21 protein-coding genes are annotated in these 19,280 nt (G+C 62.1%); 5 read left to right on the top strand and 16 right to left on the bottom strand.

What is annotated here, in order from left to right:
* Positions 1–160: 160 nt before the first annotated feature.
* Genes fabI through fabA form a run of 3 tightly spaced genes read right to left on the bottom strand, consistent with a single transcriptional unit; the run spans position 161 to position 2,773 of the window.
* Positions 161–973 carry an enoyl-ACP reductase FabI gene (fabI, locus tag NKH95_RS23085; RefSeq protein WP_023811399.1) on the bottom strand — a complete coding sequence of 271 codons (813 nt, stop codon included), beginning with the start codon at positions 971–973 and terminating at the stop codon, positions 161–163.
* A gap of 13 nt (positions 974–986) precedes the next feature.
* Positions 987–2,207, bottom strand: coding sequence for a beta-ketoacyl-ACP synthase I (gene fabB / locus NKH95_RS23090; RefSeq protein ID WP_023811398.1), 1,221 nt, complete (start codon positions 2,205–2,207; stop codon positions 987–989).
* A gap of 50 nt (positions 2,208–2,257) precedes the next feature.
* Positions 2,258–2,773 carry a 3-hydroxyacyl-[acyl-carrier-protein] dehydratase FabA gene (gene fabA, locus NKH95_RS23095; protein WP_013527885.1) on the bottom strand — a complete coding sequence of 172 codons (516 nt, stop codon included), beginning with the start codon at positions 2,771–2,773 and terminating at the stop codon, positions 2,258–2,260.
* 242 nt (positions 2,774–3,015) lie between these two features.
* On the opposite strand from fabA, the gene irrA reads away from it, so the two are divergent.
* Both irrA and NKH95_RS23105 read left to right on the top strand, forming a co-directional pair.
* Positions 3,016–3,447: an iron response transcriptional regulator IrrA gene (irrA, locus tag NKH95_RS23100; RefSeq protein ID WP_024503471.1), complete on the top strand. Its 432-nt coding sequence runs from the start codon at positions 3,016–3,018 to the stop codon at positions 3,445–3,447.
* A 59-nt stretch (positions 3,448–3,506) separates the two neighbouring features.
* A complete protein-coding gene (locus tag NKH95_RS23105; RefSeq protein ID WP_245486205.1) occupies positions 3,507–3,635 on the top strand; it encodes a DUF4260 family protein in 129 nt (42 codons plus the stop codon).
* 29 nt (positions 3,636–3,664) lie between these two features.
* Here NKH95_RS23105 and NKH95_RS23110 read toward each other — a convergent pair whose 3' ends face one another.
* Both NKH95_RS23110 and NKH95_RS23115 read right to left on the bottom strand, forming a co-directional pair.
* Positions 3,665–4,102, bottom strand: coding sequence for a DUF302 domain-containing protein (locus NKH95_RS23110; protein ID WP_352439651.1), 438 nt, complete (start codon positions 4,100–4,102; stop codon positions 3,665–3,667).
* Positions 4,103–4,106: 4 nt separating this feature from the next.
* Entirely contained in the window at positions 4,107–4,646 is a 540-nt protein-coding gene (locus NKH95_RS23115) for a carboxymuconolactone decarboxylase family protein (RefSeq protein WP_023811394.1), read from the bottom strand.
* 116 nt (positions 4,647–4,762) lie between these two features.
* On the opposite strand from NKH95_RS23115, the gene NKH95_RS23120 reads away from it, so the two are divergent.
* Complete coding sequence (locus tag NKH95_RS23120; protein WP_023811393.1) at positions 4,763–5,620, top strand: LysR family transcriptional regulator; 858 nt, start codon at positions 4,763–4,765, stop codon at positions 5,618–5,620.
* A 111-nt stretch (positions 5,621–5,731) separates the two neighbouring features.
* Here NKH95_RS23120 and NKH95_RS23125 read toward each other — a convergent pair whose 3' ends face one another.
* The gene (locus tag NKH95_RS23125) at positions 5,732–6,292 is read right to left on the bottom strand and encodes an SH3 domain-containing protein (protein ID WP_023811392.1); all 561 of its coding nucleotides are present in this window, start codon (positions 6,290–6,292) and stop codon (positions 5,732–5,734) included.
* Between the two features lie 219 nt (positions 6,293–6,511).
* Here NKH95_RS23125 and NKH95_RS23130 point away from each other — a divergent pair, with 219 nt between their 5' ends.
* A complete protein-coding gene (locus NKH95_RS23130; protein ID WP_023811391.1) occupies positions 6,512–7,513 on the top strand; it encodes a 2-hydroxyacid dehydrogenase in 1,002 nt (333 codons plus the stop codon).
* A 33-nt stretch (positions 7,514–7,546) separates the two neighbouring features.
* On the opposite strand, the gene NKH95_RS23135 is transcribed toward NKH95_RS23130, so the two are convergent.
* From NKH95_RS23135 to NKH95_RS23175, 9 genes are all read right to left on the bottom strand, one after another.
* On the bottom strand, positions 7,547–8,035 hold the full coding sequence (locus NKH95_RS23135) for a GNAT family N-acetyltransferase (RefSeq protein WP_023811390.1): 489 nt from the start codon (positions 8,033–8,035) through the stop codon (positions 7,547–7,549).
* Between the two features lie 4 nt (positions 8,036–8,039).
* Positions 8,040–8,795: a molybdopterin-synthase adenylyltransferase MoeB gene (locus NKH95_RS23140; protein WP_023811389.1), complete on the bottom strand. Its 756-nt coding sequence runs from the start codon at positions 8,793–8,795 to the stop codon at positions 8,040–8,042.
* Between the two features lie 31 nt (positions 8,796–8,826).
* Positions 8,827–9,972 (bottom strand): DNA replication/repair protein RecF, encoded by a 1,146-nt coding sequence (gene recF / locus NKH95_RS23145; protein ID WP_023811388.1) that lies wholly within the window; start codon positions 9,970–9,972, stop codon positions 8,827–8,829.
* A gap of 184 nt (positions 9,973–10,156) precedes the next feature.
* Positions 10,157–11,275, bottom strand: coding sequence for a DNA polymerase III subunit beta (dnaN, locus tag NKH95_RS23150; protein ID WP_023811387.1), 1,119 nt, complete (start codon positions 11,273–11,275; stop codon positions 10,157–10,159).
* Positions 11,276–11,579: 304 nt separating this feature from the next.
* A complete protein-coding gene (gene dnaA / locus NKH95_RS23155) occupies positions 11,580–13,055 on the bottom strand; it encodes a chromosomal replication initiator protein DnaA (RefSeq protein ID WP_023811386.1) in 1,476 nt (491 codons plus the stop codon).
* A 924-nt stretch (positions 13,056–13,979) separates the two neighbouring features.
* Positions 13,980–14,246: a 30S ribosomal protein S20 gene (gene rpsT / locus NKH95_RS23160; RefSeq protein ID WP_013533694.1), complete on the bottom strand. Its 267-nt coding sequence runs from the start codon at positions 14,244–14,246 to the stop codon at positions 13,980–13,982.
* Between the two features lie 182 nt (positions 14,247–14,428).
* The gene (locus NKH95_RS23165; protein ID WP_352439648.1) at positions 14,429–15,202 is read right to left on the bottom strand and encodes an enoyl-CoA hydratase; all 774 of its coding nucleotides are present in this window, start codon (positions 15,200–15,202) and stop codon (positions 14,429–14,431) included.
* 134 nt (positions 15,203–15,336) lie between these two features.
* Complete coding sequence (gene mutM, locus NKH95_RS23170) at positions 15,337–16,227, bottom strand: bifunctional DNA-formamidopyrimidine glycosylase/DNA-(apurinic or apyrimidinic site) lyase (RefSeq protein ID WP_023811384.1); 891 nt, start codon at positions 16,225–16,227, stop codon at positions 15,337–15,339.
* Complete coding sequence (locus NKH95_RS23175) at positions 16,220–17,461, bottom strand: phosphopentomutase (RefSeq protein ID WP_023811383.1); 1,242 nt, start codon at positions 17,459–17,461, stop codon at positions 16,220–16,222. Before NKH95_RS23175 ends, mutM begins: the two co-directional genes overlap by 8 nt.
* 232 nt (positions 17,462–17,693) lie before the next feature.
* On the opposite strand from NKH95_RS23175, the gene NKH95_RS23180 reads away from it, so the two are divergent.
* On the top strand, positions 17,694–18,623 hold the full coding sequence (locus NKH95_RS23180) for a phosphate/phosphite/phosphonate ABC transporter substrate-binding protein (protein WP_023811382.1): 930 nt from the start codon (positions 17,694–17,696) through the stop codon (positions 18,621–18,623).
* A 30-nt stretch (positions 18,624–18,653) separates the two neighbouring features.
* On the opposite strand, the gene NKH95_RS23185 is transcribed toward NKH95_RS23180, so the two are convergent.
* A complete protein-coding gene (locus NKH95_RS23185) occupies positions 18,654–19,271 on the bottom strand; it encodes a TadE/TadG family type IV pilus assembly protein (RefSeq protein ID WP_023811381.1) in 618 nt (205 codons plus the stop codon).
* Positions 19,272–19,280 lie beyond the last annotated feature (9 nt).

Below are 19,280 nucleotides of genomic sequence, written 5' to 3' on the forward strand. Positions count from 1 at the left end.
AATGAGTTTCCGCGAATGAATCCAATTTTATTGGACCGAAAGTATTTCTTGAGCGGATCAATACGCCTGGCGCTGAAACGGATTCAGTTGGCGCGCTTTAAGCTTCGTGTCTTCAAATGTCGCCATTCCAAAACCGCCGCGCACCTTTGGGCGACAGGCGTTAGTCTCGTCCGCCGTCGGTCTGCTTCAATTCGTCGAGTGTCGGCATGGAAACGATGTGATAGCCGGAATCGACATAGTGGATCTCGCCGGTAACCCCGGAAGACAGATCCGACAACAGATAAAGTGCCGAGCCGCCGACCTCGTCGATGGTCACCGTGCGGCGCAGCGGCGAGTTTCGCTGCTGGTAGGAGAACATATGGCGCGCATCGGAAATACCGGCGCCGGCGAGCGTGCGCACGGGTCCAGCCGATATGCCGTTCACCCTGATGCCACGCGGACCGTAATCGTTGGCGAGGTAGCGGACACTCGCCTCCAGCCCTGCCTTGGCGACGCCCATGACATTGTAGTTCGGCATGACGCGGACGGAGCCCGCATAGGTCAGCGTGATCATCGATCCGCCGTCCTGCATCAAGGTGGCTGCATGGCGGGCGACCTCGGTGAAGGAGTAGCAAGAGATCACCATGGTACGGACGAAATTGTCCCGGCTGGTGTCGGCGTAGAGGCCTTTCAACTCGTTTTTGTCGGAAAAGCCGATGGCGTGGACGATGAAATCCAGCCCGCCCCATTCCTTGCCCAGGGTCTCGAATGTGGCGGCGACCGAAGCGCTGTCCTCGACGTCGCACGGCACCACCAGCGAGGCGCCGAGCTTGTCGGCCAGCGGCTTGACCCGGCGTCCGAAGGCATCGCCCTGATAGGTGAAGGCGAGTTCCGCCCCATGTTCGGACAATTTCCGGGCAATTCCCCAAGCGATCGAATGATCGTTGGCGACACCCATGACAAGCCCGCGCTTGCCCTTCATCAATCCGTCCATGGCCGGCAAATCCTTATGCGGAATAGCGCTGGAAAACGAGCGTGGCGTTGGTGCCGCCGAAGCCGAACGAATTGGACAAGACAGTATCGATCCTGGCGTCGTCGATGCGCTTTCGCACGATCGGCATGCCCTCGAATTCGGGGTCGAGGGTCTCGATATGGGCGCTTTCGCCGATGAAGCCGCCCTGCATCATCAGGATCGAATAGATGGATTCCTGCACGCCGGCCGCGCCCAGCGAATGGCCGGTCAGCGACTTCGTCGAGGTGATATACGGCATCTCTGGGCCGAACACCTCGCGGATCGCTCCCATTTCCTTGGAATCTCCCACCGGCGTCGAGGTGCCATGGGTGTTGATGTAGTCGACCGGTGTGGAAACCGTGGCCAGCGCCTGGCGCATGCAGCGGACCGCGCCCTCGCCTGAAGGAGCAACCATGTCGTAGCCATCCGACGTCGCGCCATAGCCGACGATCTCGGCATAGATCTTGGCGCCGCGCGCCTTGGCATGCTCAAGCTCTTCCAGCACCAGCACCCCGGCGCCGCCAGCGATGACGAAGCCGTCGCGATTGGCGTCATAGGCGCGGGAAGCGGTCGATGCCTTGTCGTTGAATTTCGACGACATCGCGCCCATGGCGTCGAACAGGTCCGACATCGTCCAGTCGAGATCCTCGTGGCCGCCGGCAAAGATGATGTCCTGCTTGCCCCACTGGATCAATTCGTAGCCATTGCCGATGCAGTGCGCCGAGGTCGAACAGGCCGACGAGATCGAGTAGTTGACGCCGTGGATCTTGAACCAGGTGGCAAGCGTTGCCGATGCGGTTGATGACATTGCCTTCGGCACCGCGAACGGACCGATGCGCTTGGGACTGCCATTCTTCAGCGTCGTTTCGGCAGCTTCGACGATGGTGCGGGTGGATGGTCCGCCCGATCCCATGACGATGCCGGTGCGCTCATTGGTGATGTCGCTCTCGCCGAGGCCCGCATCCGCGATCGCCTGATCCATGGCGACATGGTTCCAGGCAGCCCCCTGGCTCAGGAAGCGCATCGCACGGCGGTCGATCATGGCCGATGGATCGAGCGTCGGCGCTCCCCAGACCTGGCAACGGAAGCCGTGTTCGGCGAAGGAATCGGAGAAGCTGATGCCGGATTTGGCGTCATGCAGAGAGGTCTGCACCTCGTTGGCATTGTTGCCGATCGACGACACAACGCCGATGCCTGTGACTACGACACGTCTCATTCGCAACTCCTTCCAGGGATGCTGGCCAGAGAGCTGGCCAGGGATGCCGGTCAGCCAACCGCCGACTGCTTGGACAGACCGACTTTCAAATCCGTTGCCGCGTATATGGGTTCGCCATCCGCCTTCAGCCAGCCATCGGCGATGCCGAGCACCAGCCGGCCCCGCATCACGCGCTTGAAGTCGATGCCATATTCGACCTTCTTCACCGAGGGCGTGACCATGCCCTTGAATTTCACTTCACCGGTCGACAGCGCCATCCCCTTGCCGGGTTCGCCCAGCCAGCCAAGATAGAAGCCCGTCAATTGCCACATGGCGTCGAGGCCGAGGCACCCCGGCATGATCGGATTGCCGATGAAATGGCAGGCAAAGAACCACAGGTCCGGCTTGATGTCGAACTCCGCGCGGATGAAACCCTTCTCGAAGGCGCCGCCCGTCTCGCTGATCTCGGTGATGCGGTCGAACATCAGCATCGGCGGATAAGGAAGCTGGGCGTTGCCCGGTCCGAACAGTTCGCCGCGGGCGCAGGCCAGCAATTCGTCGTACTCGTAGCTGGATTTACCCGCCATCAATCTCATCCCATATCGTTCCGGGCTATCGGGTGCCCTTGTCGTTGGTTTCCTAACACAATCTGTTTCAGGCCGGAAACCGGCGTTTGCGCTTAGCCTGCTCGTCTGCCTGGGTCAATGCGCGCTATTGATCGCATTCGGACGACAGAATATATGTCCTGAGAGGTCCGGTTTCGGCAGACGTTCATTTTTTTGCCATTCTGGGCGTGTCTTGGGGCGGAACTGTGGGGTTCGACGAGAAGATGGACCTGGACGGCCGGAAGGAAAATGTCGCTGTGGACAAGCGGGTCCGTGAAGCCGGCCTGAGGCCGACGCGTCAGCGCATTGCGCTGGCCGATCTGCTTTTCGCCAAGGGCGACCGGCATCTGTCGGCCGAGGAACTGCACGAGGAGGCGGTAGCCGCCGGCGTGCCGGTGTCGCTGGCCACCGTCTACAATGCCCTTCACCAGTTTACCCAGGCGGGACTTTTGCGCATCCTCGCCGTCGAGGGCGCGAAAACCTATTTCGACACCAATACCTCCGACCACCACCATTTCTACATCGAAGGCGAAAACCGCATATTCGACATCGACAGCGGTCCGGTGACGGTTGCCAACCTGCCGGAGCCTCCGGAAGGGATGGAGATCGCCAATGTCGACATCGTGGTGAGGCTGCGCCCCAAACGCCGCGAATGACCGGCGAGGCCCCCTGACCGTGCCCGCGCTGTTGCTGCTCGCCGGGCACATGTGGGGCAATGCGATGGCGGTTGCTGATCTGGATCGCCCACATCGCCATCGACCGTGCGCTGGGCTATGGCCTGAAGCTGTCGACCGGCTTTCCGGACACCATCTCGGCCGCATCGGGACTAGATGACCACGCCTGATGCAGGCGGCCGGACCGCTCATGGCTCCGCTAGATATCGCCTCCCGACACCGGCATCGTGGAAACCGTCTCGAGCATTCGCTCCGTCGCGTCGAACAGTTCATGGGCGAGACCAAAAAGCCGGGGATATGGCGAGAACACCAAAATCGGGTTCAAGGCGCAGACCGTCACGCCGGCTGCTTGTTCGCTGACCACGAACTTGAACGGCGCTTCGGGCACGGCGCCAGGATCGGTCAGCAACAGGCGCGCCATGTATCGCGGGTGGAACCAAAGCAGTTGACGGAGCCGAATGGTGGAGATCCCGCCTTTCCTGAGCAGGGCCTGCGGATCGATCTCATGGATGATCCATAGCTCGGCAGCAGCGATGGCGTCGCGAAGCCGTTGCAGTGTCTCATCGAAACCATAGCTGGAGGAAACGACGATCTGGTGACGCGGAATGGTCGCCATCGAACTCGGATCGAGGGTCACGAGGTCAGTCATTGAGAAGCACTGTCCGTGGAAAGTCGAGTTCTGGCTGGGCGAAGTGATTGAGGATGTTGGAATAGAAGTTGAGTGCGACATGCGCGATCACCTCTGCCAGTTCCTCGTCGTCGAGCCCCGCGGCCCTGGCGGCGCCGAATGCCTGGTCGGTGACGGCTCCGCGGCTACGCGCCACATCCGCAGCCAACGCCAGCGTGGCCGCCACTCTGGCATCGCTTGAATCGCCCCTGCGATTTAGCTCCAATTCCGTATCGGAGATGCCGATCTTGGATCCGCGAAATGCGTGGGCCGAAACGCAGTATTCGCAGCGGTTCACCTCAGCAGTTATCAGGGCGATCTGCTCGCGCAATTTCGAACTGAGACGGCCGCTCTGCAGCGACTCGCGAAATTGCAGATAACCTTTGAGAGCGACCGGAGAGTTGGCCAGGACGCGATAGAGGTTCGGGACGCGTCCGAGCTGGCGTCGCGTTTCCGCCAGAAGCTTGCCGGCTTCCGTGTCGGAATCTTCGTTTATTGGCGATAGGCGAGACATCTAATCATTCTCCTTCCGGGTCAGCCGGCAACCGCCGTGCTTCGTCGGAATCCATATGACTCGACGAGGAGCATTTGGAAATGTCATAGTAGCTGTCTCTATGATATGAGTACGAAATGAAGCATCTTGCCATCGAACAGCTTCGCAGCTTCGTGCTTGTTGCCGACTGCGAGAGCTTCACCACCGCGGCCGATCTTCTCGGGACCACCCAGTCGGCGATCAGCCTGCGGGTCCGCAAGCTCGAGCAAGCGATGGAGCGGCGTCTCCTGGCGCGGACGCCGCGCGCGGTTTCGCTGACGCCCGAAGGCGCGCGGTTCCTTGCTTCGGCGCGGCAGGTCCTCGAGGCTCATGACCGGGCCGTGGCCACATTCGATGCTGGCACGCAAACCACCACGCTCCGGGCGGCCATCGGCGATCACGCCGCCGGTGCGCTTCTGGAGTCGGCGTTTGGGCGTCTGAGCCAGGTCTTTCCGGAATTGCTGCTGGAAGTGTCGGTGGGTCTCTCAGCTGAGATGCAGGCCCGCTACGACGCAGGCAAGGCCGATTTTGCCGTCGTGCGCATGGATATCAGCCGGCGCCAGGGCATCCCGCTCTACCGAGACCAGCTTGTCTGGTGTGCAAGGTCGCCTGACGTCTGGCGGTCGTCTGCCGCGTTGCCGCTGTTGGCATTGCCCGGATCCTGCACCGTCCGACTGGCAGCGGAACGCGCGCTCGATGGCAGCAATACCGCCTGGCGCCTCGCCTTCACCGGCGGTTCGGTGACTGCGTTGCAATCGGCCGCCAGCGCGGGCTTGGGAGTGGCGGCGATCGGGCAGAGCCAGGTACCGGCCGATTGCGTGATACTGAACCGGTCGCATGGATTGCCGGATTTGCCAGCCAGCCGGATTACGCTCCTGACACGGTTGAGCAACCCGCTGAGAGGCGCAATCGCTGCCGCATTCGCAACGGACGCGAGCGATCGGCGGCGTGAATGACAATGCTGCAATTGAGTTTGATGAAGCGGAGGCGCAAGCACCTTGTTGCCGTATCCGTGATTGCCGGCCTATTTCTGATCCCGAGTTCTTCCGAGCCTCGCGATGAAGTTGTCAGTCCTTGACCCGTTCGCCGGGATAGGCGCCCCAGACAACCGACTGGGCAAGCCAGCCGGTGTGGCCGTCGAACGTCATTTCGCACCACTGGCCGTCGCAGGATTTGATCGTACCCATGACGCCAGGTTCAATCATCGCGACCACTCTTGCGTCCTTGTCGGGACTGTTGAGAAGGTCGATCTGGGCGCCCTTGCCGCGCTGCCATGGTGCGACGATTGCCGTGCGTCGGCCGGAAAGCAGCGACTGGTTGATCCAGCCTTCCGAACCATCGGCATCGCGCACGCGGCGCCATGTGTCGAATTCCTGGATGATCTCCATCGGCAGGCCGGCCTTCATATACATCCAGTCGACCGAGTAGTTGGCCCCGGGACCGACGCGCGAGTTGACGCGGCCGGATTTCAGGCTGACGAAGCGCGGCAGCGGCAGGCCGCTCGGACCAAGCGTGACGACGCCCTGGGCAGGTGCTGCGGCACTCTGCGCGCCCGCAAGCGGAGAATAAAGCAGAGCGCCGAGAAATGCTGCGCTGAGGGTCAGGCGAAGCGACGCGAAACCAGACACTTTCATTCCTTTCGGCGCTTGCCCATCGGCCTCGGCGCCCCTTTTTCTTTGTCTTCGGCGGCACCGCTTGTTACAGGGAGTAATCGGCACCGCGACCGGCTTTCAGTTTCGCCGGTCTTGGTTAAAGAGGTCTCAACGAGATCGGGTTAGAAGCAATTCCAGCAAAAGTGTGAAGCGGTTTTGCGTTCGGAATTGCGGCAAGTACTCGAGAGGGAAACAATGGCAGGCAAAAAGAAGCCTCTCGTCGTCATCACGCGAAAGCTGCCCGACCCCGTCGAGACCCGCATGCGCGAGTTGTTCGACGCAAGGCTGAATGTCGAGGACCGGCCGATGACGCAGCCGGAACTGGTCGCGGCGGTCAAGGAGGCCGACGTGCTGGTGCCGACGGTAACCGACCAGATCGACGCCGCACTGATCGCCCAGGCCGGCGACAACCTCAAACTGATCGCGAATTTTGGCAATGGCGTCGACAAGATCGATGTCGCGGCCGCGGCCAAGAGGGGCATCACCGTCACCAACACGCCGAATGTCCTGACCGAGGACACCGCCGACATGACCATGGCGCTGATGCTGGCGGTGCCGCGGCGGCTGGCGGAAGGCGCCAATGTGCTCACCGGTGACAAGAAATGGGCCGGCTGGTCGCCGACCTGGATGCTGGGCCGGCGCATCTGGGGCAAGCGGCTCGGCATTGTCGGCATGGGCCGCATCGGCACCGCCGTCGCCAGGCGGGCCAAGGCCTTCGGACTGTCGATCCATTATCACAATCGCCACCGCGTGCTGCCGGCCGTGGAAGACGGGTTGGAGGCGACCTATTGGGAAAGCCTCGACCAGATGCTGGCCCGCATGGATATCATCTCGGTCAACTGTCCCTCGACGCCGGCAACCTTCCATCTGCTTTCGGCGCGGCGGCTGGCGCTGCTGCAGCCGACTGCCTATGTCGTCAACACCGCACGTGGCGACATCATCGACGAGGAAGCGCTGGTCAAGCTGATCCAGGACGGCAAGATCGCCGGCGCCGGGCTCGATGTCTACGAGCATGAGCCGGCCTTGAACAGCAAGCTGCTGAAGCTCGCCGCCAAGAACAAGGTCGTGCTTTTGCCGCATATGGGCTCGGCGACGCTCGAGGGCCGCATCGACATGGGTGAAAAGGTCATCATCAATATCCGCGCCTTCGTTGACGGCCACCGCCCACCAGACCGCGTGCTGCCGCTCAGGACCTGACGCTGTCGCGGCCCACAAACCGTAAGATAAACCTTACGGGATAGCTTTGCGCATGGTGATCGAGGTCGGCCTGGCATAGCCCTCGTGCGCCGTCCGTTCAGTTTCGCGAAAGCCGAGGCGAGCAAAGGCCGCATGATTCCCGGTCAGCTCGATCCGCGTCTGAAGCTCGATTGCCGCCTTGCCGCGGCTGCGGGCAAGGTCTTCGACCGCCTGCATCAGCCGCCGGCCAATGCCTTGTCCCTGGCAGTCCGGCGCGACCGCGAGCTTGCCGACATAGAACTCTGTCACCTTTTCAAGGGCAAAGACGCAGCCGACGATCCGATCGCCCTTGAGCGCCACGAAGCCGGTCTCCCACCGCGCCTTGTCCCGCAGAGTGTCGGTGGTCAAAAGGTGGGCCGAGGAGGGCGGGTCGATGACGCCGTCCATCGAGGCGAAAGCGCGCATGATCAATGCGAGCACATCGTCCCAGCGGTCGAAATCGGTCGGGATCCGCGTGATGGAGGCAGCTTCGATCCGGTCCAAGAATTCAGCTTCTCTTGTAGCGGATGGTGTCGAAGCGCGCCGCCAGCCCGTCATAGAGCAGCAGCCGGCCGACCAGCGGTTCGCCGACGCCGGTGATCAGCTTGATCGCCTCCATGGCCTGCAGCGTGCCGACGACGCCGGTCAGCGCGCCAAGCACGCCGGCTTCGGCGCAGGACGGCACCAGGCCCGGCGGCGGCGCCTCGGGAAACAGATCGCGATAGCCTGGATTGGGTTTGCCGTCCTTGCCGTCTTCGAATGGCTTCAGCACCGTTACCGAACCATCGAAGCGTCCGACGGCGGCATGCACCAGCGGCTTGCCTTCGCTCGCGCAGGCATCGGCCACGGCATAGCGCGTTTCGAAATTGTCGGAACCGTCGACGACGATGTCATAGCGGGCGACGAGGGCGGGCGCATTGTCCGTGGTCAGCCGGATTGCGTGCGCTTCAACAATTGTGTTGGGATTGATGCGAACGATTGCCGCCTTGGCGCTATCGGTTTTCAGCAGGCCGACAGTGTCGGTACCGTGAATGACCTGGCGCTGCAGATTGGACAGCGAAACGGTGTCGTCATCGACCACGCCTAGTGTGCCGACGCCGGCGGCGGCGAGATATTCAAGCACCGGCGCGCCCAGCCCGCCAGCGCCGATGACCAGCACCCGGGCCTGTTTCAGCCTTTGCTGGCCGGCTCCGCCGATCTCCGGCAGCACGATGTGGCGGGCATAGCGTTCGATCTCGTCTGCGGTCAGGGCGGCAGTGGTCATTGCCTGATCATACAGGGACTGAAAAACCTTGTCAGTGGTCTTCGGTTGGCCCAACCGTCCCATGGTCGACAGTCAGGAATTGCGCGCGTCCCTGGAGACTGGAAAACAGCGCAGCATCGGTTCCTGTCATGAACGCCTGGCAGTTCAGTTCCTCCAGGATGGAAAACAGCGCCGTGCGGCGCCGGCTGTCGAGATGCGCGGCGATCTCGTCGAGCAGCAGGATCGGCGTCATGCCCGACATTTCGCCGGTCAGCCTTGCATGCGACAGCACGATGCCGACCAGCAGCGCCTTTTGCTCGCCTGTCGAGCAAAGCTCGGCCGGCATCGCCTTGGGGCGGTGCCGAACCATCAGGTCCGAACGATGCGGGCCCTCGAGCGTGCGCCCGGCAGCGCGATCGCGGTCACGACCCTCGACAAGGGTTCGGCGGAAGCGCTCCTCGACATCGACTGCCGGCGCGGTCGCAATTTCGGCTTCCAGGTCTCCCGAAAGGCCAATATCGGCCTGCGGAAATGGCCCCGTGTCGGGCAGCCTGTCGATCATGGCGGTCAGAAGGCGCACCATCTCGGCTCGCGCGGCGGCGATCGCCACACCGGTTTCGGCCATCTGCGTCTCGATTGCGTCGAACCAGCGGTCGTCTCGAGAGCCTTCAGTAAGCAAGCGGTTACGGCCACGCATCGCCTTCTCGTAATCGATCGCACGTTGCCCGTGGCCGGGATCGATCGCCAGCACCAGCCGGTCGAGAAAGCGCCGGCGATCCGCGGCCGGCCCGGTGAACAACGCGTCCATGGCCGGCGTCAGCCACACCACGCGCAGCCATTCCAGCATGTCCTCGGCCGAACGCGCCGGAGCTCCGTTGATGCGCACCCGCCTGCCGCCTTCGCCGGCGGTGTCGCCGCCGGAAATGCCTGTTCCGATCTCGACTTGGCCGTCAGGTCCGTCGAGCCGGGCATGCAATGCAAAGCCGCCGTCGCCGCCCTCGCGTGCGACATCCGCGTAAGGGGCGCGGCGCAAGCCACGCCCCGGTGTCAAAAAGGAGATCGCTTCGAGGAGATTGGTCTTGCCGGCGCCGTTGTCGCCGGAAAAAACCACGGCACCTGGCGCCAGATCGATCGTCAGCGCCGCATAGTTGCGGAAATTAGTAAGTGTTAGCTTACTTATATGGTTCTGTCCCGGCAACCGCTATCCGCCTATAGAGCGCTCCATCGTTTCACGGAAACGCAGGACCGCTCTATCTCTTTGTTTTGACGCAACTCCGTACGGAAAACCGCTTCACACTTTTCCTGGAATTGCTCTAGGAGTTGCCGTAAATATCGCGCTTGCCGCCGGTCCACAACAGGACCGAAGTGCTGACACCGTGCCGCTACACCCGCATCGGCATCAGCACATAGAGTGCGGTCTCGTCGGCCATGTCGTGGATCAGCGTCGGCGAACCGGCGTCGGCCAGCATGAACTTGGCTTCCGTGCCGGTCAGTTGCGCGGCAACGTCGAGCAGGTACTTGGCGTTGAAGCCGATCTCGATCGGATCGGATGAATAGTCGGCGGACAGCTCTTCGGTGGCGCTGCCTGAATCGGGATTGTTGACCGCAAGCGTCACCTGACCCTCGCTGATCGACAGCTTCACCGCGCGGCCGCGTTCGGAAGAGATGGTCGAGACGCGATCGACGGCGGCGGCAAAACTCTGGCGGTCGATGATGAGCTTCTTGTCGTTGCCGGTCGGAATGACCCGCTGATAGTCGGGGAAGGTGCCGTCGATCAGCTTCGAGGTCAAAACCACGCTGCCGATGGTGAAGCGGATTTTGGTGTCCGACAGTTCGGTGGTGACCGCGACATCCGGATCGTCGACGAGCTTCTGCAGCTCGCTCACCGTCTTGCGCGGAATGATGATGCCCGGCATGCCTTCGGAACCCGCTGGCGCATCGATCTCGGCGCGCGCCAGGCGGTGGCCGTCGGTCGCCACCGAGCGCAGCTTCAGCTTGCCGCCGACCTCATGCGTGTGCAGGTAGATGCCGTTCAGGTAATAGCGCGTCTCCTCGGTGGAGATGGCGAATTGGGTCTTCTCGATCAGGCCTTTCAGGGCAACCGAGTCGAGACGGAAGATATGCGAGAAGGATCCGGCCGAGAGCTCCGGGAAGTCGGATTGCGGCAGACACTGAAGGCGGAAGCTCGAGCGGCCAGACGTCACCGTCATGGCGTTGCCGTCCTCGTCCGTCTTCAGCATCACCTCGGCGCCATCGGCAAGCTTGCGCACGATGTCGTAGAGCAGATGTGCCGGGACTGTCGTCGCCCCGCCGCGCTCCACCTTGGCGGGCGTCGCTTCGGTCACCTCGAGGTCGAGATCGGTCGCCTTCATTTCAAGGCTGGCGCCTTCGGCGCTGAGCAGCACGTTGGACAGGATCGGTATGGTGTTTCGCCGCTCGACCACACGATGGACGTGGTTGAGCGACTTCAGGAGATTTGACCGTTCCAGGATAACACGCATGACGAAACAGGCTCGCTTGAATGAATGACGGGTCACCAGTGGGCGGCGTCCCGCGAAAGGTCTGAACAGGCTCAGAATCTGCGTAAACTGACAGGAAAAAACCAGCAAACGCAAGCCCGCGCCACCGGTTCAGGCCGGCTAGGCGGGCTTTCTGGGGATAACGCGCCCGAAGTCCGCTAGCCAGTGTCGTAAAACCGAAATCCAGATCGCTCCCAGGCGGCGCCACGAGCCCGATCCAGGCCCAGCGCCGCACTGGCAAGCCATTGAATTCCGGTATTGTTCCGGCTCTGCCATCCCCGGAGGATCAGGCCTGGTCGTTGATCAACCGCCTCAGAAGCTCAAGTTCCTGCGCCAGCGTGTTGTCGTTGCCGGAAAGGTCCTCGATCTTGCGCACGGCATGCAGCACCGTGGTGTGATCGCGGCCGCCGAAACGCCGTCCGATCTCAGGCAGCGAGCGCGGCGTCATCACCTTCGACAGGTACATGGCGACCTGCCGCGGCTTGACGATGGTGCGCGTGCGCCGGTTGGACAGCAATTCGGTCTTCGACACATTGTAGTGACGCGCCACGATGCGCTGGATGTCCTCAATACGGACACGCTTCGGCTCGCCGGTGCGATAGATGTGGCCGAGGATTTCGTCGATCCGGTCGATGGTGATCTGCGGCTCGAAGGATTGACGGAACAAAAGCTGATTGAAGGCGCCTTCCAGCTCGCGTCCGCTGCCGGTCACGGTGCGGGCGACGTGATTGAGGATCTCCTCCGAAATGTCGAGCGACGCGTCGTCGCTCCTGGCCGTGGCAAGGCGCAATTTGAGCATGCCGAGGCGCATGGCGAAATCGGGCGCCGACATTTCAAGCGCGACACCGCCATTGAGGCGCGAACGGACCCGCGGTTCGAGCGATTCCAGTTCCGATGGCGGCCGGTCGGCGGCGACGACGACCTGCTTGGCGCTGTCGAGCAGCATGTTGATGAGGTGGCAGAATTCGTGCTGGATCGACTTGCCCTGCAGAAACTGCATGTCGTCGATGATGAGCAGGTCGATGTCGCGCAGCTGTTCCTTGAGCGTCAGCGCGTTGTTGTCGCGGATCGCGGTGGCAAAGCGCCACATGAAATACTCGGCCGTGAGATAGACGACGCGCGACTTGGGGTTCTGCTTCAGCGATTCCGCGGCGATGGCCTGCAGCAAATGTGTCTTGCCGAGCCCGACGGTTGCGTGAAGGAAAAGCGGATTGAAGCGCACCGCGCTCGATTGCGATTCCGCCACTGCCTTGGCGGCGGCGAAGGCCACCCGGTTCGACGGTCCCTCGATGAAGGAGCCGAACGTGTAGCGCGGATCGAGCGGTGATCCCAAAACGTTGTGGCGGAATTCGCTCTCGATCGGTGTGCCCGGACGCGGAGCCGGTGCGCGCTCCACCCGGCTGGGGCTGACTGTGCCGGCGGCAAGCGCCGTCTGCGTCTGCCGTGTCACCTTGCTGCGTGCTGGCGTTACCTCTGGCTCGGCCTGGCTGCGTCCCTGACGGGTTGCCGTGCGCACGACGATGTCGATCTTGAGGAGATCGGGATCCTCCTGCTTCCACAACTCGGAGATGAGGTCGAGATAGTGGCCGTTGATCCATGAGCGCAGGAAGGCAGTAGGCACCGAGATGCGGACGATGCCCTTGGAAGCCTCGGCGACCTTCATGCGGCCAAACCAGCTCGAATAGACTTCGGTTCCCAGGCGCGCCTTCAACTGGGCTTTGACCCGGTCGAATTTCTGTTCCGCGTCGCTGGACACCGCCATGTCGTTTGCTCCGATCAAAGTTCCAGGAAATGGGAGGTCGCCCGTAAGCTCCCTTTCGATGCCGCTCTGCATGATCTTTTCCTTGTTCTTCCGTACCTGTTTCCACCGGGGATGCGCCTCCTGCATCCGGTTCCGGCGACCTAAGTCTTTGCTACGATGTCCGCTGCCGCCGCCGGCAGATGAACGTCGCCCATTATCTGCGGGAACCGGTGCCGGCCCATGGAAGCCAGTCCGCGTTGGGTATGTCAGGGCAATACAACACCGTCCGGCGAAAGGAGCGCCGGCGCGCCGTCTACCTGCCATGTCTAGTTACGCCAGTCCCCTACCGTATCGAAAAAGACAAACCAAACCCGTCCGCGGACTTGATCCGCGTTGCAAATCCCGCCAATTTAAGCTGGCCGATTCAGGCTTGGGTTAAGAGCCAGAGCCCGTCCCTTTCGATAGATCGACACTACCGAAATCGCTGTGGATAGGGCAAGGCCACGTCTAACGGATTTTTAAGGAATCTGGTTACTGGAGGCGGGTTCGAGTGGCGTGCCGTGACGGCACATTTTAACAAAGCCATTGTGATTCAAACCCTTTTCCGGCGAATATGAAAAACCGGACGCTGAGAGAAATATTCTGAAATAATTCGCTTGACAGCGACTTGTCCCCGATCGGGTCGGCCCGGTGTGGACAAGCTGTGGATCACCATCAGTAAGTGTCTGAAAATTATAAGCTATTTCTGACAGTTAAGAATCATTAAGCTGGCCCTTTTCAAGCATGCCGATCAACAGCAGGCATGCATATGCCGGCAAACTATTCCCAATTGTGAAATCCGCCTAAGACGCCGTTTCCGGACATTCTTTTTAAGTGCTTGCCGGCAAACGAAAAAACCCGGCACAAACGGCCGGGTTCGAAGAACGTCAGTCTAGGCAAGTAATGTCAGGCCGACAGTACCTTGACCCGCTGAGCCAGTCGCGACACCTTGCGGGACGCCGTGTTCTTGTGAATCACGCCCTTGGTCGCGGCGCGCATCAATTCCGGCTCCGCGATCTTGAAGGCAGCCTGTGCGGCAGCCTTGTCGCCGGAGGCAAGCGCCTCTTCGACCTGGCGGATATAGGTGCGGACGCGCGAGCGGCGGTTCTTGTTGATCGCTGCGCGGCGGACGATCTTGCGCGTTGCCTTTTTGGCCGAGGATGTATTGGCCATGATGCCTCTCTTCTGATCTGGTCGGCGCATGCGGAATGCCGCAGGGCGCAAAAAACAAACGGGCAGCCACGGGGCCGCCTCGGTTGGTGCGGCTTATAGTTCAGCTTTTCCGGCGCGTCAACGCTGCCCGGTCTTCTTTTTGGCGGCCAACAGCCATCTTCTTCGCGGCCAAGGGATTGGCGTCAGCGGTTGGTGAAATTCGGCTTCCGCTTCTCGGCAAAGGCCGCCATGCCTTCCTTCTGATCGTCCAGTGCAAACAGCGAGTGAAACAGCCGGCGCTCGAACCGCAATCCCTCGGCAAGCGTCGTCTCGAAGGCGCGGTTGACAGCCTCCTTCGCCATCATCACCGATGGTAGTGAGAAAGCGGCGATCTTGGCTGCGGCCTTCAGCGCCTCCTCGACAAGCTCGCCGGCAGGCACGACCCGCGACACCAGACCAGAACGCTCGGCCTCGGCGGCATCCATCATCCGCCCGGTCAGGCACATGTCCATCGCTTTCGACTTGCCGACGAAGCGGGTCAGCCTTTGTGACCCGCCCATGCCTGGAATGACGCCGAGGCTGATCTCGGGCTGGCCGAATTTGGCCGTGTCGGCGGCGATAATGAAATCGCACATCATCGCCAGCTCGCAGCCGCCGCCGAGTGCATAGCCCGCCACCGCCGCGATAATAGGCTTTCGCGCCCGCGTCAGTTCCTCCCAGCCGACGAAGAAGTCTTGAGCGTAGGCGTCCGCGTAGGAGATGGACTGCATCTCCTTGATATCGGCGCCGGCGGCGAAAGCCTTTTCGGAACCCGTGATGACCATGGCGCCGATATCTGGATCGGCGCTGAACCCGTTCACGGCTGCCACCACTTCGGTCAGAATCTGCGAATTCAGCGCGTTGAGCGCCTGCGGCCTGTTCAGCGTGATCAGCCCAACCTTGCCGTGCGTCTCGGTGATGATCGTCTCATAGGCCATGGCTGCTTCTCCTTGCTCACGCTCGTCTAGAGCGGTTCATCGTTTCACGGAAACGCAGAACCGCTCCCATCTCCTTGTCTCGACGCAATTCTCGACGGAAAACCGTTTCACACTTTTCCTGGAATTGCTCAAACTCACCGCTGACATGTCCGGCAATAAAAGGTCGATCGGCCGCTCTGCACGATCCGTTCGATGTGGCCGCCGCAGCCGGGCTTGGAGCAGGCCTCGCCTTCGCGGTCGTAGACGGCGAAGGCGTGCTGGAAATAGCCCAGCGACCCATCGGTCTGCATATAGTCCCGCAGTGAGGAGCCGCCGGCTGCGATCGCATCCGATATCACCGAACGAATGGCTTGCGCGAGGTGTTCGCTTTGGGCTTGGGCTTTCTTTCCGGGCCTGGCGATCGTGCCCGCCTCGCGCAGCGGCGACAGGCCGGCACGCCACAACGCCTCCGACACATAGATGTTGCCGAGCCCGGCGATCAGCCTCTGGTCGAGAAGCGCTGCCTTCAGTGGTGATCGCCGCCCCTTCATCAATGAGGCGAGCAGCGCACCGTCCAATGTGTTGCCCGTAGGCTCGACGCCAAGTCCAGCCAGCATCGGGTGAACGTCCGGCAGTCCCTCCGCAAACAACATGAAGCCGAAGCGGCGCGGATCATTGAAGATCACGCGGGACCGGGCACCGGTTGGAGACTCGACATGGAAGACGACGTGGTCGTGATTGGAGCTTTTCGAGCGGTCGTGCCGGAAGATGCCGGGCATGTCGCTGCCATCGGCCGTCTCGACGCGGAATGAGCCCGACATGCCGAGATGGCAGATCAGCACGGGCCCGCCTTCCAGGTCCATCGTCAGATACTTGGCCCGGCGGCCGAGTGCCGTGATCGTCTTGCCGGTCAGCCGCTGCGCGAATTTCTCGGGAAATGGAAAGCGCAGATCCGGTCGGCGCGCCTCGACGCGGGCGATGGTGGCGCCTTCCAGAACCGGCTGAAGTCCGCGCCGGACGGTTTCGACTTCCGGCAATTCAGGCATGACCGCCGATCGCCGTATAGAAAGAAGTGCCGTAGCGTCCGGGCGCCAGCCCGAGATGCTCGGCCAGGGTCTCGCCAATGTCGGCGAATGTCGTTCTCAGTCCGATGTCGCCGCCCTTGAGACCCGGTCCAGTGCCGATCACCGGAATGCGCTCGCGCGTGTGATCGGTCCCGCCCCAGGTCGGGTCGTTGCCGTGGTCGGCCGTCAGGATGAGAAGATCGCCCTGCCGCAGCCTCGCAAATGCTTCCGGCAGCCGCAGGTCGAAGGCCTCGAGCGCGGCAGCATAGCCTGCGACATCGCGGCGGTGACCGAATTCGGTGTCGAAGTCGACGAAATTGGCGAAGACGAGGTCACCGTCGCCGGCATCATCGATCGCACCCAGCGCCTCGTCGAACATCGCCATGTTGCCTGCCGCCTTGCGCACTTGCGAAATTCCGCGATGGGCGAAGATGTCGCCGATCTTGCCGACGGCGATGACACGGCTGCCACGCGCCGTCAGCCGGTCGAGCAGGGTCGGTTCCGGCGGAGGCACGGCGTAGTCATGACGGTTGTATGTCCGCTCGAAAGTGGCGGTGGTTTCGCCGACGAACGGCCGCGCGATCACCCGTCCAATCCTCAGCGGGTCAACCAGCCTGCGCACCACCTGGCAGAATTCATAAAGCCGGTCGAGGCCGAAATGGACTTCATGCGCGGCGATTTGCAGGACCGAGTCGACCGACGTGTAGCAGATCGGCTTGCCGGTCCGGATGTGCTCCTCACCGAAGCGCTCGATGATCTCGGTGCCCGGCGCATGGCAATTGCCGAGAATGCCCGGCACCTTGCCTTCACGGATGATCGCCTCGGTCAGTTCGGCCGGAAAGGCCGGAACCGTATCCGGGAAATAGCCCCAGTCGAGGCGCACCGGCAGGCCGGCGATTTCCCAATGGCCGGATGGCGTATCCTTGCCGCTCGAAACCTCCTGTGCGGCGCCGTGAAAGGCAGTTGGGAGCATATCCGCCCCGCTGTTGGCAAATCCCAGTCCCGTCGCGGTTTCGGCAGCCTTGCCAAGCCCGAGTGAGGCCATATGAGGGACAAACAGCGGTCCACTACGAGACCCTTCGCGATCCGCACGGCCCTCCGCACAGGCCTCTGCGATGTGCGCGAATGTGTTGGCGCCGGCGTCACCGTAGCGGTCGGCGTCGGCCGCGCCGCCGATGCCGAAGGAATCCAGGACGAAGAGGAAAGCGCGCGCCATCAAGTTGTTGCCAGTTTGACCGACCAGACATAGGGTTCCGCGACTTCATTGGCAATTCGGAAACCAAACGGCAACGGGCAGGCGTGACAATCAGTGCATATCGCCCAAAAGTGCGCAGCGGTTTTGGGGGCAACGACTTGCCCAAAGCAAGCAGTGCGTCGCCCAAAAGTGCGCAGCGGTTTGGGAATGACGATCTGAGCATCGATCCGGGAAAACAGACGGCGGTTCTGTCATGAGGGTTGCGTTAAAGACATATGCCGCTCTGTTGCTGGGGCCGGGCGCGCTCGTCGGGCTCTGGTCCAACCCGGCGCATGCCGACTGGCGCGATGATATCGGCACGTTTCGCATAGGCATCGTTGCCGAGCCAGGTGCCGGCAACGCCGTTCCGGGGCTGGCTGTGTTGACCGACGCCTACACCAAAGCATTGGGCATGAAGGTCGAGTTTGTCGTTGCCCGCAATTATGCCGCGCTGATCGAGGCGCAGGCCGATTCCCGCATCGAATATGCGATCTATTCGGCCACCGCCTATGCAACGGCCTCGCAGCGCTGCTTATGTATCGAACCGCTTGTCGCTCCGGTCGATTCAGACGGCGCGATCGGCATCCGCTCCGTTCTGCTGACGCGGGACGGCAAGCTGCCCGACCTTGCGGCGATGGACCGCCATCGTATCGCCATGGCGCCTTCGGACAGCGTCGGCGGTTCTCTCCTGCCATTGGCGGCGTTGGCCGCGGAAGGCCGCAAGATCGCGGAAGATGCACCGTTTCTGGCCCGTGCCGATTCGGCCGCGGCGGCCGAGACGATGCTGGTCGACGGCAAGGCTGATGGCCTGTTTGGCTGGGTGACGGCCGCTGCCGACGGCCCGCGAGAACCGTCGGGCACGCAGGCCAGGTTGGAGGCGGCAGGGCTCTCGGTGACGGCGCTTCGTGTCGTGTGGACGTCGGGTCTGCTGAGATACGGCCCGCACGCGGTCCGCAGCGATCTCGACCCGGAAGCCAAGCGTCGACTTGCCGTGTTCCTCACCAACCTCAAGTCGACGACGCCCGATATCTACGCCCTCCTGGAATCGGGACATTCCGGCGGCTTCGCTCGCGTGGCGCCAAAAGACTACGAGATGGCCGCTGCTATCGTGCGCTTCGTTTCGGACCGTGAGCCGCAGCAGTAGCGGCCCTGCGCAGGGCCTAGCTGGTTCTGTTCAACAGTCGCTGCAAGGGATCGTCACGCTTCTGCGGGGGCGCAGATAATAGGTTTCGCCCATGGTTATGTTGCTGAAAGCCGAGGTCAGTCCAAGCTTCTGTTGACTGCTCGCGCTCCACGCGATGGCTGGCGTATAGCCGAGGTTGCTTTCGACGCGAATGAGAAACGTGTTGGCGACTCTGAGCGACGTCGGGATCGTTGTCTCGGTGGTGGCGCCGGCGCCACGGCTGGCGACGCCGGCGACCAATTTGCGTGACCAAACCACCAGTGCCCTCGTCGCATCGGGCGTAACCTGTATCGCCGTGATGGTGATGCTAGGGGGCGAGCGGTTGTAGGGCTGAAGGGTGACGCTGCCGATCTGCATGATGGCGTCGACATCCGCCTTGAGGACGCTTGTCTGCTGGGTGACGAGATCGGCCACCATGCTGCCGATACGGCTGACCTTCTTGCTGGTCTCGATGGCTTGCGACGCTTCCATTGTGAGGAAATACATGATCAGCAGAATTGGCATGATCAACGCGAATTCAACCGCCGCGATGCCACGGCGATCGGACCAGAATCGACTTGCTTTCCGCCAAACTCCCGTAATCATAAGATGTGCCCCCGCACGCATCATGCCCTTGCC

This window comes from Mesorhizobium sp. M0848, assembly GCF_040319805.1.
Taxonomy (GTDB): Bacteria; Pseudomonadota; Alphaproteobacteria; order Rhizobiales; family Rhizobiaceae; genus Mesorhizobium.

Excerpts from the sequence above, each read along its gene's own strand:
- mutM (WP_023811384.1), bottom strand. The coding sequence starts at position 16,227 with ATGCCTGAATTGCCGGAAGTCGAAACCGTCCGGCGCGGACTTCAGCCG.
- irrA (WP_024503471.1), top strand. The coding sequence starts at position 3,016 with ATGGACCTGGACGGCCGGAAGGAAAATGTCGCTGTGGACAAGCGGGTC.
- dnaN (WP_023811387.1), bottom strand. The coding sequence starts at position 11,275 with ATGCGTGTTATCCTGGAACGGTCAAATCTCCTGAAGTCGCTCAACCAC.
- NKH95_RS23175 (WP_023811383.1), bottom strand. The coding sequence starts at position 17,461 with ATGGCGCGCGCTTTCCTCTTCGTCCTGGATTCCTTCGGCATCGGCGGC.
- NKH95_RS23180 (WP_023811382.1), top strand. The coding sequence starts at position 17,694 with ATGAGGGTTGCGTTAAAGACATATGCCGCTCTGTTGCTGGGGCCGGGC.
- NKH95_RS23105 (WP_245486205.1), top strand. The coding sequence starts at position 3,507 with ATGCGATGGCGGTTGCTGATCTGGATCGCCCACATCGCCATCGACCGT.
- fabA (WP_013527885.1), bottom strand. The coding sequence starts at position 2,773 with ATGGCGGGTAAATCCAGCTACGAGTACGACGAATTGCTGGCCTGCGCC.
- fabI (WP_023811399.1), bottom strand. The coding sequence starts at position 973 with ATGGACGGATTGATGAAGGGCAAGCGCGGGCTTGTCATGGGTGTCGCC.
- NKH95_RS23140 (WP_023811389.1), bottom strand. The coding sequence starts at position 8,795 with ATGACCACTGCCGCCCTGACCGCAGACGAGATCGAACGCTATGCCCGC.
- NKH95_RS23115 (WP_023811394.1), bottom strand. The coding sequence starts at position 4,646 with ATGTCTCGCCTATCGCCAATAAACGAAGATTCCGACACGGAAGCCGGC.
- NKH95_RS23120 (WP_023811393.1), top strand. The coding sequence starts at position 4,763 with ATGAAGCATCTTGCCATCGAACAGCTTCGCAGCTTCGTGCTTGTTGCC.
- dnaA (WP_023811386.1), bottom strand. The coding sequence starts at position 13,055 with ATGGCGGTGTCCAGCGACGCGGAACAGAAATTCGACCGGGTCAAAGCC.
- NKH95_RS23130 (WP_023811391.1), top strand. The coding sequence starts at position 6,512 with ATGGCAGGCAAAAAGAAGCCTCTCGTCGTCATCACGCGAAAGCTGCCC.
- NKH95_RS23165 (WP_352439648.1), bottom strand. The coding sequence starts at position 15,202 with ATGGCCTATGAGACGATCATCACCGAGACGCACGGCAAGGTTGGGCTG.
- rpsT (WP_013533694.1), bottom strand. The coding sequence starts at position 14,246 with ATGGCCAATACATCCTCGGCCAAAAAGGCAACGCGCAAGATCGTCCGC.
- NKH95_RS23185 (WP_023811381.1), bottom strand. The coding sequence starts at position 19,271 with ATGATGCGTGCGGGGGCACATCTTATGATTACGGGAGTTTGGCGGAAA.
- fabB (WP_023811398.1), bottom strand. The coding sequence starts at position 2,207 with ATGAGACGTGTCGTAGTCACAGGCATCGGCGTTGTGTCGTCGATCGGC.